12 protein-coding genes are annotated in these 15,664 nt (G+C 47.2%); 8 read left to right on the top strand and 4 right to left on the bottom strand.

The features are described from left to right. Window position 1: 1 nt before the first annotated feature. Genes CJ305_RS16470 through CJ305_RS16455 form a run of 4 tightly spaced genes read left to right on the top strand, consistent with a single transcriptional unit; the run spans window position 2 to window position 3,252 of the window. The gene (locus tag CJ305_RS16470; protein ID WP_099647400.1) at window positions 2–1,132 is read left to right on the top strand and encodes an FIST signal transduction protein; all 1,131 of its coding nucleotides are present in this window, start codon (window positions 2–4) and stop codon (window positions 1,130–1,132) included. 1 nt (window position 1,133) lies between these two features. Then, window positions 1,134–2,177: a sensor histidine kinase gene (locus CJ305_RS16465; protein ID WP_099647399.1), complete on the top strand. Its 1,044-nt coding sequence runs from the start codon at window positions 1,134–1,136 to the stop codon at window positions 2,175–2,177. Then, window positions 2,170–2,487, top strand: a complete 318-nt coding sequence (locus CJ305_RS16460; RefSeq protein WP_099647398.1) for a histidine kinase — start codon at window positions 2,170–2,172, stop codon at window positions 2,485–2,487. The genes CJ305_RS16465 and CJ305_RS16460 overlap by 8 nt, the downstream gene beginning before the upstream one ends. Before the next feature lie 36 nt (window positions 2,488–2,523). Beyond that, the gene (locus CJ305_RS16455; RefSeq protein ID WP_099647397.1) at window positions 2,524–3,252 is read left to right on the top strand and encodes a LytR/AlgR family response regulator transcription factor; all 729 of its coding nucleotides are present in this window, start codon (window positions 2,524–2,526) and stop codon (window positions 3,250–3,252) included. A gap of 7 nt (window positions 3,253–3,259) precedes the next feature. Here CJ305_RS16455 and CJ305_RS16450 read toward each other — a convergent pair whose 3' ends face one another. Further along, window positions 3,260–5,281 carry a tetratricopeptide repeat protein gene (locus CJ305_RS16450; RefSeq protein ID WP_099647396.1) on the bottom strand — a complete coding sequence of 674 codons (2,022 nt, stop codon included), beginning with the start codon at window positions 5,279–5,281 and terminating at the stop codon, window positions 3,260–3,262. 694 nt (window positions 5,282–5,975) lie between these two features. Between CJ305_RS16450 and CJ305_RS19760 the strand changes: the two genes are divergently transcribed. The 3 genes from CJ305_RS19760 to CJ305_RS16440 all read left to right on the top strand — a co-directional run bounded on the left by CJ305_RS19760 (window position 5,976) and on the right by CJ305_RS16440 (window position 8,704). Next, on the top strand, window positions 5,976–6,110 hold the full coding sequence (locus CJ305_RS19760; RefSeq protein ID WP_262490590.1) for a hypothetical protein: 135 nt from the start codon (window positions 5,976–5,978) through the stop codon (window positions 6,108–6,110). Between the two features lie 10 nt (window positions 6,111–6,120). Further along, window positions 6,121–7,377: an MATE family efflux transporter gene (locus tag CJ305_RS16445; RefSeq protein WP_099647395.1), complete on the top strand. Its 1,257-nt coding sequence runs from the start codon at window positions 6,121–6,123 to the stop codon at window positions 7,375–7,377. A gap of 124 nt (window positions 7,378–7,501) precedes the next feature. After that, on the top strand, window positions 7,502–8,704 hold the full coding sequence (locus tag CJ305_RS16440) for a glycosyltransferase (RefSeq protein ID WP_099647394.1): 1,203 nt from the start codon (window positions 7,502–7,504) through the stop codon (window positions 8,702–8,704). On the opposite strand, the gene CJ305_RS16435 is transcribed toward CJ305_RS16440, so the two are convergent. The 3 genes from CJ305_RS16435 to CJ305_RS16425 are packed head-to-tail and all read right to left on the bottom strand — an operon-like array spanning window position 8,705 to window position 14,474. Continuing rightward, window positions 8,705–10,216 carry a cellulase family glycosylhydrolase gene (locus CJ305_RS16435; protein WP_099647393.1) on the bottom strand — a complete coding sequence of 504 codons (1,512 nt, stop codon included), beginning with the start codon at window positions 10,214–10,216 and terminating at the stop codon, window positions 8,705–8,707. Further along, window positions 10,213–11,439 carry a hypothetical protein gene (locus tag CJ305_RS16430; RefSeq protein ID WP_099647392.1) on the bottom strand — a complete coding sequence of 409 codons (1,227 nt, stop codon included), beginning with the start codon at window positions 11,437–11,439 and terminating at the stop codon, window positions 10,213–10,215. Before CJ305_RS16430 ends, CJ305_RS16435 begins: the two co-directional genes overlap by 4 nt. Further along, entirely contained in the window at window positions 11,436–14,474 is a 3,039-nt protein-coding gene (locus CJ305_RS16425) for a hypothetical protein (protein WP_099647391.1), read from the bottom strand. The genes CJ305_RS16430 and CJ305_RS16425 overlap by 4 nt, the downstream gene beginning before the upstream one ends. Before the next feature lie 177 nt (window positions 14,475–14,651). On the opposite strand from CJ305_RS16425, the gene CJ305_RS16420 reads away from it, so the two are divergent. After that, entirely contained in the window at window positions 14,652–15,464 is an 813-nt protein-coding gene (locus CJ305_RS16420; RefSeq protein WP_099647390.1) for a dolichyl-phosphate beta-glucosyltransferase, read from the top strand. Window positions 15,465–15,664 lie beyond the last annotated feature (200 nt).

Raw genomic sequence — 15,664 nt, 5'->3', positions numbered from 1 at the left:
TATGAAAACGGTACAACTTCAGCGGAAACGCGATACAGCCTGGCAGTATATAGGGCCAAAGCAGGATTTGAAGAATCCTCTTGTTCTGATATTCGGTAACCGATTTCTGCTGGAAGAGGCGGTTACTTTTGATGAATTGCGCAAACTTTTCCCCGATGGGCATCTGGTTTTTGGTTCGTCTAGCGGTGATTTGATTGCCGATTCGGTGAACGATGAACATCTCAGCGTCACGGCTATCGAATTGGAGCGAGCGCATTTTGAAGTGCAAACCATAAACGTCAGAAGCGTAGCGTACAACAGCGAACGGGCCGGGCGTGAGGTGGTTAGTAAATTGAATCCCGAAGGACTTAAACACATTTTTGTGGTTTCGGAAGGCAGCTCGGTAAACGGCTCAGCACTCACCAAAGGTATGCAGGCCGCGGCTCCCAAGGTGTTGATTACTGGTGGTTTGTGTGGGGATGATGCCCGTTTTGAACGTACCCTCGCCGGGTATAATAAACCGCCTGATGACGGGGAAATCGTGGTAATCGGGTTTTATGGCGAAAGCTTTGAAGCCAGTTTCTCGCTGTACGGCGGCTGGATTCCCTTTGGGCCGCAGCGTGTGGTAACCCGCTCTGAAGGCAATGTCCTGTACGAAATAGACGGTAAACCGGCCCTTGATTTGTATCGTATGTATTTGGGCGAAAAGGCTAAAGAACTTCGGGGATCTGCGCTGATTTATCCGCTTAATGTTACCAGTACCGAAAACAATCAGGCTTTTGTACGTACCATTCTTCAGATTGATGAGGCACAAAACGCGATGATCCTGGCCGGTGACGTGCCTGAGCAGGCTTTGGTACAACTGATGATGACCAATACAGATAGCCTGGCCATGGCTTCCGAAACTGCCGCCTTACGGGCGCTTGAAGGCCGCACGGTACCACCGCAGCTTGCCCTGCTCATCAGCTGTATAGGTCGTAAACTGGTATTGAGTCAACGGGTGGAAGAAGAGGTTGAAGAAGTGCGGGAAGTGCTGGGCGAAGACGTGATCATCAGCGGCATGTATTCGTACGGGGAGATCGCTCCCTTTTACGGCGAACGCAGCTGTAAACTGCACAACCAAACCATGACCATAACGTTAATAAGTGAATGATATGAACGAGCTGCTTTTCCGCCAAATGCGCAAATACCTCCCCGAAGAACTTCGGGAACGGGAGGATCTGCAAGCTTTTTTGCAGGCCGTAAGCAACTCGTATGACAACCTCGAAGACCAGTTCAATATAACGCAGCGGGCGATGAAGCTCAGTTCAGACGAACTCTATCAGGCCAATGTTTCTTTGCGTCAGGAGACCGAAAAGCAGCGCGCACTCTTAAGTCGGTTTGAAGAAGTCATCAACCGGGTGGCACCGGCAAGTGGCGCACCGCTCCTGGAAGGCGAAAATCTTTCCGATTACATCAGCACACAGGCCGAAGAGCTAATTGCCGTTACTAAAAAGCAGGAACGTCTCCTGCAGGAACTGGAACAGCAAAATCAGGAGTTGAGCGATTACGCGCATATTGTATCTCATGACCTCAAGTCGCCTTTAAGAAACATTGATGCTTTGGTTTCCTGGCTTCGGGAAGACTATGGTGATAAACTTGACGAGAACGGACTGCAGCAAATGGATCTGATCAAAACCCATCTCGAAAAGATGGACGCCCTCATTGGCGGAATTCTACATTATTCCACAATAGATAGAGAAAGCGGTACCGAAAGTCGGATTGATCTCAATCTGCTGCTGCAGGAAACGCTTTCCGGTATTCACATTCCTAAAGATATTGACGTGCAGGTACACCGTTTGCCGGTGATCACAGCAGACCGGTTTAAGATTCACCAGTTGTTTCAAAACCTTATTTGTAACGCGGTTAAAAGCATCGAAAAACCTTCCGGCAGCATCAAAATCGTGGGCCGCGAACTGGATAGCGGCTATCAGTTTGAAGTGACCGATACCGGAAAAGGTATTGATCCCAATTATTTCGATAAAATATTTAAAGTCTTTCAAAAACTGGAGCACGATTCCAATTCTACCGGGATCGGACTTTCCATTGTCAAGAAGATTGTAAACTCCTATGGTGGAAGCATTTGGCTGGACAGCGAACCGGGCAAAGGCACCACGTTTTATTTCACCCTCCCACAAACCGAAAATCACTATGAATAGCCCTAACCTTAATTACGTTGATGATTTAGCCGGAGACGATGAAAAGTTCCGCAGCCAGTTTATTGCCATTCTTAAAAAGGAGCTGCCTCTGGAAATAGAGCTCTACCGCCGCTATATGGAGCAGGAGCATTGGAAATCTGCAGCCGAAAGTGTGCATAAAATGAAGCACAAACTGGGGATAGCCGGTATGGATGAAGCATACGAAATCGCCATTCTTTATGAGGAAGAATTGAAAACCGGCGCTAAAACCTCACAAATCGCCTTTGAACGGGAGCTAAACCGACTTTCTGATTTTGTAAATGACTTATAATTTGTAATTTGCTGTAGTACCCAAAAGCCTCAAATTGTGAATTGTATTATTGTAGATGATGAAGCCGCTTCACGAATGATCGTATCACACCTGTGCAGTCAGGTGGAAGATGTTACGGTAATTGATGAATTTCCAAATGCCCTTCAGGCGATCAAGTTTTTAAACAAGAATGAAGTTGATTTTGTCTTTCTCGACATTCACATGCCCGATTTTACGGGATTTGATTTTTTAGATACGCTGGCAAGTCCGCCAAAAGTCATACTCACCACTTCAGACCGCAATTTTGCCATTGAAGCCTTTGAATACGATTGCATTGTAGATTATCTGGTAAAACCCATTACCCTGCCGCGGTTTATCAAAGCCTTACAAAGGCTCGAAAATGCCCCGCCGGCGGCTCCCGCCGCAGCACCGGCAGTAAGCAAAGAAACCTCTGCAAATCCCGAGGCTTCTACTGAAAAGGAAATGTACGTCAACATAGACCGGCGTCTGATTAAAATAGAATTTGATAAAATCTTTTTGATCGAGGCCAAAGGCGATTACATCCTCATCAAGACCGAACAGAAGAACTACACCGTTCATTCTACCCTCAAAAAAATAGAAGAGAAATTACCCGATCATTTGTTTGTGAAGGTGCACCGTTCGTTTATCATCAACATCAAGAAGATTATTGATATTGAAGACAACAGTGTGCTTATTGCGCGGGATGTGATTCCCATCAGCCGTTCTAACCGCCCCGAACTGATGAAGCGGCTCAATCTGCTTTAAAACCGAACTAGAGTTTAAACACCGGTTTTGCTAAAAACTGCCATCTCATTTTTAGGCCTACCTCGGTGAACTCAAAACCGGCAGCAGTAGCCGAAGCCACGTTGCTGTATTTGGCATAAAAACCCGCATCCAGACGATCTGATAGCGTATGGATGATGCCTGCTTCAATCCTGAAAAGGGTCGTAGCCTTGTCTTTTTCTACAAACTGATAACCCCCGGCAGCATTGGCCGTATACTGCCAGTTTTTGATGCTTCCGTTTAAATCTGCAAACAACTCCACCGCCTGATAGCTTGACGGACTGAAATACAACGCAGGTACCTGATCTTTAAAGCTGAGGTACTGGTAGTTGATTCCGCCTTTAAGTGCGGGAGCTTTGGTAAAGTTGTAATACAGCGAGGTAAACAACAACTTGCGCTGGTTGCCATCGGTTTGTGGCGTGAAAATAAGGCTCGTGTACCAGCCCAGGTTTACGTTTGTGCCCATATTGTAATTGAGCTTGTAGTTATTCATAAAGATTTTTTGGTCGATCAGCGTAGCATTAAAGTTTTGTAACTCGCGGCTGTAGCCCAGTTCAAGGTATTGTAAGGGAAGCGGGCGGGCTTTTAACAGCACCGAGCCGTTGACATCTGTATAGCTGTTGACATCGGCTTCGGCATTAAGGACTCCCAGGTTGGCTTCAATCCAGGTGTTGTTGTGGATGCGGTACTGAACTCCAAAATTAAAGCTGCTGTTCGAGGCCTGCGCATCTACATCTTCATTGGAAGTTTTACGGTAGTCGTAATTGATTTGGGTACGAAAGCGATAGGACACCGGGAACAGCACGCTCAAACCGGCGGCATAGGCCCGGTTGCCTCCGTTATCACGGGTATAGGCGGCACGTGGCATAACCTGTGGAGCAAGACTGCCCGAAAGGGTTTGCATCAGTCCTAAAGCGTCTTTTTGACCTGCGTAGTATTCCGTGGTTTTTTGGGCAAAAGCATAAGCCTGATCCAGGTTACCCTGTGCGCGGTAGGCATTGGCAATACCCAGATTTCCGTCAAAGGAGGTGGAGTCCTGTTCTAAAATAGACTGATAGTGCGCGATACTGGTTTTAAAGGTGCCGGTGTACATACCCAGACTGGCTTTTAAGGCCAAAATACGCGGAGCATTTCCATAGATCTGATCTAAACTGTCTAAAGCGTGGCGCGCGGTTTTAAATTTTTGGTTCCAGATGAGGGCCTGTACATAACGCTCGCTGGCCTGTATGCTTTGCAGCGAATCTTTCGGGCTGAAATTTTTTGCTTTGCGCGAAAGGGCTAAAGCCTTTTGATCGGCACCGTCGAGATGGGCCACCAAAGCCTGCCCGGTCAAAACTGCAACCGAATCTGCCAAACGGCCATAAGTCGTAAAAGCCGAATCATAATCTTTCTGTGCGATTTGCACATTGGCTTTAACCTGTAGGCTAAGGTTATCGCCTTCAAAATCCTTAAGGTTTTCATCAAGCAAAGCCAAAGCCGTACGATAATCTCCATCACTGCTCAATTGATTGGCTCTGCCCAGACGTATGTATTTACGCGAAACCAGCGCGTTTGCATTTCCCGGTTGCAGGCTCAATGCCTGATTGACGCGCTCCAGAGCTTTGTTGTATTCTTTCAGGTTAGACAGGGTATTGGCATAACCCAATACCGCCGAAAAGCTCGTACTGTCTGTTTTAACCAGGTCTTCATACACCGTTTGGGCTTCGTTGAAGTTTTCGGCCCATAAAAGCGATTCGGCATAGTTTAAGGCAATCTCATAATCCCCCGGATATTCGTTTTGCATTTGGGTGAAAAGAGCTGTCGCTTTCGCGGTCTCACCACTCAAACCCAGAGCCCTGCCGTAACACAGCTGGGCCGTTTTATTGGTAGGATAGTCTTCAAGGATCTCTTTAAAAAACAATTTTGCCTGAGTATACTTACCGTTTTCCAGTAAGTTAAATCCGGTAGTCATTTCCTGAGCAAAAGCCCAATTGGCGAAACACATACTTAAAGCGAGAATTAGTTTTTTCATCATCGTTATTTTACTGATGCAAGTTAGAAGCAGTTCGTACAGATTCAATCTGTAGTTATTTGCAACTCGTCGATACTTTTTGGTATTTGGAGGTGGGGTGTTAGATGTTAGATGTAAGATTTGAGATTTGAGAAGTTAGAAGTTAGAAGTTGAAAGTACGAAATACGAAATACGAAATAACTGATAACAGAGCACTCTGCATTCCAAATTAGTAAGCAGTCTCAGCAGGCAGTTCTTTGCATTCAAGATTACATACATTCCCGGCTTTTCCTTCGATACGATGCTCCTCAGGTCGCATTACTCAGGAATCGCTTTGAACTAAGGGTATAGATTTTAGTAGGAAGAAAGTTCCTCCCTTTGAAGGGAGGTTAGGAGGGATGTTTTCAGAATTCAAAATCTAAAATTTAAGGTAGCGGAACTTACATTCATATTATTATATTCTTTTAGAAAACCGAAAACCGAAAACCGAAAACCGAAAACCGAAAAGAAGAATAGAGAATAAAGAGCAAAGAGCAAAGAACAAGAAATAGTAAATAGTGCAACCTGCAACCAGAAACCCTCTCGCCTAAATCGATTAACTCCATTTCAAAGCCGATTAAATACCATTCGTCTACAGCAGACTTCCGCTAAACGAAATTTGACCGAATCCTGGTGATTCCCGCAACATCTTTGTACCAATAAAAACCCAAAGACTATGCGACTTATTCCTATCACCTCCGAATCTAAATTAAAAGTGGTGCATAACGTGTACCGCCCCGCTACCCAAAATTTCCTGCGTGTGGTACACCGCAAAGCGGAAACCCGTGTCATTTCATTAGTAACCTGCTAAGACCTATCTCATGCTTGTAGTAACCAAACGTCTTCCCAAACTCCTCACTCCCGAACAAATCTTTATGGCCAGTGCCTTTGTGGTAAACGGAGGTAACTATGCCTACAACCTGATTCTGGGTAGGGTGCTGGGACCGGCTGCCTTTGCTGATGCCGCCATACTCATTACGATGCTTTTAGTCCTGTCATTTGTGGCGATGACCTTTCAGCTTGCGGTGGCTAAATTTACCGCCGGTTTTGACCCCGAAGCGCGGGAAGCCTTAATCGCTAAAGCTTTGCGTTATGCGACCGGCGTGGGGATTGGCTTTGGCATTTTGTGTGTGCTGAGCGCTCCGTTTTTGCAGGAACTGTTCCATACGGCTTCGGCAACGCTATTTGTGATTTTTGGCCTTGCCATACCCCTATATTTCGCGATGAGCGTCAACCGTGGCAATCTGCAGGGCAATCAGCTTTTCGTGCAGCTTTCGGTCACCTATCAACTGGAAATGCTGGTGCGCCTGGTGCTGACTTTTAGCCTGTTGTTACTTTTTCAAGTCGAGGCGGCCTACGCCGTTTCAATCGCCATCGCGGTCTCGTTTGTCGCCGGAATGTTTCCCTTTCAAAAGAACAATCCTACCCGGGGCAGTAAGCCGGTACTGGCACCCGAGCAGTATAAACAGATCCTGCAGTTTTTTGTACTTACTGCCGCTTACGAACTCACCCAAATCATGTGTAACAACAGCGATATCCTGCTGGTGAAGCATTATTTTGAAGCCTACGATGCGGGTTTGTACGCCTCGCTGGCGCTGATAGGCCGGGTAGTGTATTTTGTGACCTGGATGTTTGTGATGATCCTATTGCCCAAGGTGGTTTTGCTGCGTAAAGAAGGGAAGAATCCGTTACCCGTTCTTAAGAAGTATTTGGGCTATATTGGTTTGCTGTCGCTTTCCATCACCGCCTTTACCTTTTTGTTCCCCGCGTTTTCGGTACAACTGCTCTTTGGGGAAGCTTACCTGTCTGTCGCGCCTTTGCTCGGCTGGTATGCGCTGGCTACCTCGCTGTTTGCCCTGTCTAATGTGTTTGCCTATTACTTTTTATCCCTTGATGAATATAAACCCGTAGCCCTGGCCGGTATTTTTGGGGTGGTGCAGGTGCTGCTTATCGTATTTTTCCACGCCAGTTTACTCGAAGTGGTCATCGCTCAGGTGATTGCAATGGGGCTCTTGCTGTGTGCCCAGGTCTCTTATTTTGTGCTGCACAGCCTAAAGCTGAAAAAAGCCTCGTCGTAGGATAACTACCATTCGTCGATACCAAACTTCAAACGAACGTGTTTCGACAAAAGCTTTGGTATTTCTAACCCATTTTTGTTCTGAATTTAAACCTCAAGTACTCCAAATCTTAAAAACCTTGATTATGAAATTAGCTATCGTAACCGCGTATCCTCCCAGTAAAGTAACCCTTAACGAATATGCATATCATTTGGTGAAGCATTTTCGCCAGCTTGAAGAAGTTACTGAAATCGTTCTGTTAACCGATGTGGAACCTGCTCAGGCTGACATCCGTTTTGAAGAGGAAGGCTGCACGGTAAAAGTCATCAACTGCTGGAAGTTTAACAGCTATCGCAATGTGTGGTCTATTACTAAAACTCTTAAAGCCGTAAAACCCGATGCGGTGCTCTACAATCTTCAGTTTATGAAGTTTGGGGACCAAAAGATTCCGGCTGCATTAGGCTTGTTTACTCCTTTTTTTACCAAACTGATGGGAATGAAAACCATCGTGTTGCTGCATAACATTATGGAAGCGGTAGATCTCAATCAGGCCGGATTCACCTCCAATAAACTGAAAATTAAAGTATTTAATTTCATCGGTTCGTTGCTTACCCGCGTGGTTTTAAAGGCCGATAAAGTAGCCCTTACCATTGGCAATTACGTGAATCTGTTAGAAGAAAAATACCAGGCCAAAAACTGTATGCTCATTCCGCACGGTACCTTTGAACTGGCCAAAGAGCCGAGCTTTGAGCTCGCTGAAGGTCCGCTGAAGATTATGACTTTTGGAAAATTTGGTACCTATAAAAAAGTAGAAGTCCTTATTGAAGCCGTAGAGCGCGCCCGTCAGGTTACCGGTAAAGAACTGGAAGTGGTCATCGCCGGGACCGATAACCCGAATACCATTGGTTATCTGGCAGGTGTTCAGGCTAAGTATGCGCACTTACCTAATGTGCATTTCACCGGTTATGTAGCTGAAGAAGATGTACCCCGCATTTTTACCGAAAGCGCGATGGTGGTTTTCCCCTACACTTCAACAACCGGAAGCAGCGGTGTTCTGCATCAGGCCGGTAGTTACGGTAAAGCGGTTGTGATGCCAGACCTGGGGGATCTTGCCCTTTTGGTGAAAGAAGAAGGCTATCGCGGGGAGTTTTTTGAACCCGAAAATGCTACAAGTCTTGCCCAGGCAATTGCTAAACTGGTGGTAGATTCTGCCTATCGTACCGAGCTGGCGAAGGCCAATTTTGAAGCGGCCAATGCCCTGCCGATGTCTGTGATTGCACAACGCTATCTGGAAGCTTTTAAAAATATTGATGGTGAAACGGCCGAAGAATTGCTTATGGCTGCCTGATTAACGGTTTTTGATGGTGTAATAGGCTTCGTCCTTCACCCCATTTTGGTCAATAATACCGAAATACTTCTGCTTGTTTTTACGCCACGGAAACCGCCCCACAACACGTTCCGGAACTTCCCTAAAGTCGAAGAGCGTCCAGGAGAGATAGTTTATACTGTCTCTCCTTTTTAGTTGTAGAAACTCCTCGTAAAACTCATCCTGACTGGTTTTGCCAATACCGAAGCCATTCCAGATACCTGAATAAGACGAGTAGCCTATTTCCTGAAGCACTACGGGTTTTTGAGTCTGGTTCTTCAGCTTTTGATGCGCTTCCGAAAGTCCACTGAGATCCCGGTAATAATGATAGGAAACCACATCTACCTCATTTTTGAGCAGGACAGCCGCTTCGGGTGTAGACCAGCCAATGCTTATGGGATGTTTGCCGTCAAGCGCTCTCAGTTTCTGAATGCTTTGGCGCAGCCAAAACAAAACCGTTTCTTTTCCACGGGATTCAAAATCCAGATCGGGTTCGTTTTTTACATCCCAACCCCAAAGCGCCGGATGCTCTTTTACGTGTTTAACGATTCCGCTCAGGTGTTTGTTAGTCAGCGTATAATCGCTGAGGCTGTAGTTTCCGTAGAAATCAAAAAGCGTTACCATCACTTTCAAACCGGCTTCGTCGGCCTCGTCCAAAAGCTGCGTAAGCTTTTCCAGCTTTTCGGGTTTTGGGTTGGCTTTACCAAAATCTTCATAGCCTATAAATACCCGAATGCAGTTGAGGTTTAAATCGGTTACCAACCTGAAATCCTTAGCCAGTAGTTCCCGATCAAAGTTTTCGCCAAAGGTATCCCAGGGCGTCTCCTGCGGATAGTAGTTGATGCCTTCTAAAGCTTCCATTTCCATTTGAATCGAAGCAGTTACAACCGAATCTTTACGAGCCGCGAGTCTTTCAAAATGCCTGATGCGCCAAAAACCGTCTTCAAGCAGGAGCACCACCCGGTAATCTGCGTTGAAAGCCTGGGCTTGCAGGAGTGTATCGTTTGTATAAATTTTTTCAAAACCATTTACCTTTCGGTCTGTGAGTACGGCCAGTTTGCCGTCAGCACTGTAAAACTCCAGCGTGGGATGATGCGCCAGCGTGGTCGTTTCTATGCTGATTCCGTTTGCCTGGTTAAAGGCCATCAATTCTTTGAGTTTGACGCGGGCACTTGAGGTATAGTGATCGTTGATTCCGGTCTCATCGCCTGTAAAGAGGGCGTTGTTGCGTACATACCAGGCGTCCAGATAATCCTGTTCCAGACGGGTCTGGTTTGCGGGCTCGAGAGGTCTGCCGGGATTATCAACAGATTCCCAGGTTACATCGGGCAGGTAATAATCGCCGCGTTTGGCATCCAGATGCAGCATGGTCGATTTATCGGCACCCGTATTGAGGTAGGCGATGATCTGGCTGATGCCATACAGAATCCCGGCGTTCACCAGCACAAACAGGAGTAGAATCGTAGCTCTCAATATGGTTTTATTTCGGTTCACTGCAGCGCGATGGTTTTTTGAGTGGTTAAACCTAAAGCTCTTACCGTAACCAGATAGTCTCCTGCGGCGTATTCTTCGGGATTCAGATCAAAGGAAGCCCGGCCATCTCTGGTTTTAAGAACCCGGATTGTATTGCCTATCTGAACTTCGACGCTAATTCCATCAGGAATCAATTGCCCCAGATAGCTGGTAATGGGCCCTATGTGCAGGCTTCGGTCTTTAAAACGTAGCGGGATCTCGTCTGTTGCCGGTTTAAAACTCACCTGAGCAGCGCCGCTACGGGCAATGCCTTTGATGACGGCCTCTACCGTCCAGGTGGTGGGGAATTCCGGGTGCAGCACCGGGGCAAAAGCATAGCCGTTGAGGCATGAGGCGGCGGTTTTCCAGCGCTTGCCTTCCTCATTCCGCATATAGAAATAAACCAGCGTACCGTCAGTAATCACATTGCCGTGCTCATCCCTGATCTGATCGGTTTTAAAAGTCACCAGGGCGTTGCCGTCTGCATAGGGGTGCAGTTGCTCGATGCTTAGCCTGAAGTTTTCAGCCAGATCGGGATACACATCAGCGACGAGTTCGCGCGAGGCAGCCTTACCCAAAACACTGGCGGTAGTCACCCGGCCGGTTTGCAAGGGCGCAGGGATGTTCTTCCACGCAAAACCCGCATAGATTGGGCTGGGGGTAGTGGTAATTTGTTCCTGAAACTGATGTTTGATCACTACCGGTGTTCCGTCGGATAACAGATTGTCGAGATAATCGGTAGGCAGGCTTACGAGCATGGTATAATCGCGCGGACTGGCCACAATGCTGCGCGGACCCAGGTAATTCTCGAGTTCGCCCAAATGGGTCGTATCTGCAAGCAGGCTGAATTGGCCTTCCTGAAGTGGGGTTTTGCCCTCAAGCAGTTGCCAGGTGATCACTCCGGCGTGTTTGGTGAGTTCCGGCGGAATATGGAAATACTGAGCATCAGTGCCGGATTGGGGTTTTAAAACGGTTGTACCATAGGTACCCGAGGCGATAAGGCGGATGGAATCGCTAAGCGGAAGCTGATATTTTGAAAACCGAAGCGGTATTCCTTCAGGCGTAACGGTTTGTGAAGCGGGGATTTCAAGCTTTAGGGCCTTCTTTTCCGTTTGGGACGCGGGCGTCTGCAGCGCTTTGGCAACCCCAAACAAACCCAGCAGGAGCAGGGCTAAACCGAAGCGGTATGTATTTCTGGTTTTCATCGCGGATTACCAATATACGCATTTGGGGTGATGCTGAGATAGCGATAGGGCATCCCGCTGATTTCGATTAATTCTTCGGCTTTGCCAAAATCGGTTCTTAAGGGTACGATTTTATCAGAAATACTCTGATTGGGAAGCCCGTTTACCGAAACCGTGCTCAAACCCGAAGCACAGATTTGGGGCCATGCGCCGGTGTATAAACTCAGGTCAAAAGGCTGCTTGCGTTGCTGACGCACACTTTCGTCCACATAGGTAGCCTCTACCCAAACCAGCTGCTGATTTTCATTGTAATAGGCTAACAGCAACTGCGGAATGGTCGCCGCCTCAGTGGTGGGATTAAAAAGGAAGCCGGTAAGCTGCTGGTCTTTTTGATTTAAAGCGGAAGGTGCAACCGCCTGATACAGATCGGTAGTGGCGACATTGGCTTTTACCTGTACCTCAAAATTTTCAATATCCCGAAGCACCGAATCTTTCTGGATTTCAATAAAATCAATACGGAAGGGTGTGGTCTCTTTGGGCAGCAGTTTGTGTTTGACCAGATCCTGCGCGTTGTAGCGGGCCTGCTCCCGGTTTTGGGCATCGTATAAAGCGCCGGTCACCGAAATATCTGCCGGGATGTTGTCTACATTCTGAATTTCGCCCACAATGTAAAACAGGCTGTCGCGCTGCACGAGTCGGGCGGAAAGCACCTCGACCACGGGCTGTTTCAGGATATCCTCATGGTAGGTTTGTTCGGAAGTGATTTTACGCTTGCCGTGGTTGTACCAGGCTGTGGTATTTTCGGTGAGCAGCTGATCTGGCGGAATATCGGGATCTACGCTTTCGGCTCTTAAAAACCAGTCGCCTTTGCGTTTTACCAGTTGCAGGCTGTCTATCGTTTCGATGATTTTCAGGGGTGTGACCCATTCCATCCGGGCAACGGCGTGGGCGGTTGAATCGGTTGCTGCCGTCAGTTCCACATCGATGCGGTCGAGCTTGGCATACGAACTCAGCAAGCCGTCTGATACCGAAATCTCCAGCATAAACTGGGCGATACTCTTTCCGCTTTGCGGATCAATATAGGAATGCGCCCGCTCAAACTCTTTAAAGTCCATCGCATCGTAATAAGCCATCACGGCATTTTTAGGGCTCAACTGCTCTTCACTTTTGATGTAAAACAGGTACATCCCCAAACAAAAGAAACCGGTCATTAATAAAACCCAAACCAGTGAAATCCGGTAAAGCAAACCGGGTATGCGATGCCTGGAGGGGATGAAATTGAAATACGTGGCTGCGCGTTCCCGTCCTTTTTTAAAGGAGCGCGTCCACATCGATTTCAGGTGCAGCAGCAGGGCGATAATTACGGTGAGAAACGGGATGGTGCCCCACATCAGTTTTTGAAACAGGGCAACATCTTCTTTTGGGATAAAGCTGGGCAGAGGTTCTATTCCTCCTTTTTCCCAGACCTGAATGCCGTTTTCGAGCACACTAAGGCGGTGCCAACCCGTAAAATACAGGAGCGGGTCGTAAAACTTATCGTTTGAAAACACGTACTTCAGATGGTATTTTTCGGGTACCGTGAGAAACTGCTGCAACGAACCAATACCTTCAATACCGCGGTATTTCGAATTTTCAAGCCGTTCTACAGCGCGGGAAGTGAGTTCGGGCAGGCGACGAGCCGAGTGGTAATCGCCGTCAACCGTGGTCGCGGGAGTAAGTGCCGAAAGCCAGGCCATCTGATCGCCAAAGCCCAAAGGCAGATAGCGCCATTTGTCGTGGTTGTCCTGATTGAGGAAATTGACGATGGGCAGCATGTTTAAGGTAGCAGGCTGACTGGGCCTGAATTTACCCAGGGTAACTGTAAAAATGGCGATGGCGATAAAAACCCCTGCGAGAAAACCGCCGGAAGCGCGGTGCAGCAGCGAACCCCATTTGGCCTGCAGGTATTCCTTATAATCGCCCTCCACAAAACGATAGCAAAACTCCCCGAAAGCCGGTAAGGCCATTATCGAAGCCCAAAGCGTAAACCGGTCGAGCGTGAGGATGTTAAATGCGTTTTCGCCCAAAATCTTCAAGGGAATAGGTGTGGTGCCTCCGGTTCCTAAAATGGACAACAGGGTAAAGCTGATCCCAAAAAACAACAGGCGCTTGCTGTAATAGCGGTAGTAGAAATAGGGCAGGAGCAGCAGCAAAATTCCCCAGGGAATGATGAAAAAAGCCAGCCCCGATGAGGTCACTTCGAGAAAATTATCCCGGGAACCGTGTGGGATGGGCACCTGGGTGATGGGATTTTTTTTGGAATTGATCCAATAGGGCAGGATGCAGACTACTATAAGGAACAGAGCCGAACCGCCGAAGATGATGATACGCCTGAGATGGCTCCACAGGGTTTTGACAAACAGCATCAGGGTGACTTCGCGGTTGGTGGATACTTTTTCGCGGGCCGCATCCATAATTACCATACCTATAAGCGGAAAAATAAAGAATACCATTCCAAAAATAGGGGTGACATGGTGCGAGGTTACCGTGACCGAAAGCAGGGCCAGGGCTTTAAACAGATGTCGTTTGCGGGCGGTTTTCAGCCAGAGGTAAATTTCAGGCAGCGCATGCATCAGCACCGAAATCCCAATAATACTGGGTAACTGCCCGAAAATATGCAGGGTTTCTACAAAGGAAGACGAAAAGACCGCCAGGATGGCCGCGTAACCTGCCACCTTTTTATCGGGGATAAGCACCAGGGTAAAGCGGTAAACGCCGGTGATGAATAAGATGATGCCCACAAAGGCGAGGGTAAACATGCCAAATTTGAGTCCGCCCACCAGCGATAACGCCCCGATGATCTGGTGTACCAATGGCGGATAGCCCATTACGGTAAAGCCGGTGTACCAGCTGTAGTTCCAGGGTTCAAACCAGCTGGTCGCATAATGATTTGCAAAAAACAAATGAATTAACGCATCATAGGTACGCTCCAGCGTAAAAAAGATGGAGGTACCGTGTACAATAATGCCCAGCAGTACTGCGGTGACCAGGTATTTATTGGTTTGGTTTGCCTTCATCAGGTGTTTTGGGGCTTATTTGTTTTAGGTAAAGATAGGATTTTCGATAAATGGTTCGTCCTTCGACGAATGGTTTCCATCTACAGAAACGGTTCAGTCACAGATAAAGCCAAATTTTCATCCCGAGACGCAGGTATGTTTGTACGGAAATTAATACAAACCCAAATATCTATTACGATGAAAACAGGCATTATCATACCTTGCTACAACGAAGAAAAACGTCTTAACCAGGAAGCTTTTGTGCGCTTTGCTCAGGAGCACGACGATTATCATTTATGTTTTGTAAACGACGGCAGTAAAGACCGTACCCTACATGTATTGAACCGTATGCGTGCTGAGGCACCTACAGGCATCAGTATTGTAGATGTGAAGAAAAACTCAGGGAAAGCCACTGCAGTTCGTGCCGGCGCCCGATATTTATATACGTTAGACGAAATTGCTTATATCGGCTTTATGGATGCCGATCTTTCAACGGATTTCCGGGATTTTAAAGATTTGGTGACTACCCTGAAACGCGAGCGCGTGTCTATGGTGTTTGGATCGCGAAATTCGGGAGGTGGAGGTATTGAGCGTAATTTTATGCGCAGCCTTTTTTCCAACTTTATCAAGCAGTTTATTCTCCTTATTTTAGGCTTACCCATTAGAGATACCCAGTGCGGAGCCAAAGTATTTACCCGTGAGATCATCCCGGTATTGTACGAACAGGGCTTTGTGAGCAAATGGTTGTTTGATGTGGAAATCTTTTTAAGACTGAAAAAATACCTGGGCAAAGGACAGACCCTGAAGCAAATCATCGAACAACCCCTGATGCGCTGGGTGCACGTGGACGATTCACGATTAGGCGTTAAAGACGCTATTGAAATCCCCGGGAAACTGGCTCAAATCTGGCTAACCTATACGCTTCCTGCAGTGTTACAGGCACCGATTGCTACCCCTGAACCTGCTTTTGCGGTTTATGCCGGAGTACCTGAATTGCGTGTTGCGGCTTAGGAATTACGGGCTTACAGGTTAGAAGTTGGCCCTTCGATATGATGCTCCTTAGGTTTTATCACTCAGGGGACTGTTAAATCAGAAATACGAAATATGAAAACAGTAAGCAGTCTCAGTGGGCAGTTTTCAGAATGCAGAGTTAGGAATTCTGAGTGATGAGTTTTTTCTATGTACGTCCCTGATATAGGTTGACCACTTAA

This window comes from Leeuwenhoekiella nanhaiensis (assembly GCF_002744755.1).
Classification (GTDB): Bacteria; Bacteroidota; Bacteroidia; order Flavobacteriales; family Flavobacteriaceae; genus Leeuwenhoekiella; species Leeuwenhoekiella nanhaiensis.
This window is presented reverse-complemented; position numbering and strand designations above follow the sequence as displayed.

Coding starts and splice junctions, on each gene's coding strand:
- CJ305_RS16470 (WP_099647400.1), top strand. CDS start 2: ATGAAAACGGTACAACTTCAGCGGAAACGCGATACAGCCTGGCAGTAT.
- CJ305_RS16465 (WP_099647399.1), top strand. CDS start 1,134: ATGAACGAGCTGCTTTTCCGCCAAATGCGCAAATACCTCCCCGAAGAA.
- CJ305_RS16460 (WP_099647398.1), top strand. CDS start 2,170: ATGAATAGCCCTAACCTTAATTACGTTGATGATTTAGCCGGAGACGAT.
- CJ305_RS16450 (WP_099647396.1), bottom strand. CDS start 5,281: ATGAAAAAACTAATTCTCGCTTTAAGTATGTGTTTCGCCAATTGGGCT.
- CJ305_RS19760 (WP_262490590.1), top strand. CDS start 5,976: ATGCGACTTATTCCTATCACCTCCGAATCTAAATTAAAAGTGGTGCAT.
- CJ305_RS16445 (WP_099647395.1), top strand. CDS start 6,121: ATGCTTGTAGTAACCAAACGTCTTCCCAAACTCCTCACTCCCGAACAA.
- CJ305_RS16440 (WP_099647394.1), top strand. CDS start 7,502: ATGAAATTAGCTATCGTAACCGCGTATCCTCCCAGTAAAGTAACCCTT.
- CJ305_RS16430 (WP_099647392.1), bottom strand. CDS start 11,439: ATGAAAACCAGAAATACATACCGCTTCGGTTTAGCCCTGCTCCTGCTG.
- CJ305_RS16425 (WP_099647391.1), bottom strand. CDS start 14,474: ATGAAGGCAAACCAAACCAATAAATACCTGGTCACCGCAGTACTGCTG.
- CJ305_RS16420 (WP_099647390.1), top strand. CDS start 14,652: ATGAAAACAGGCATTATCATACCTTGCTACAACGAAGAAAAACGTCTT.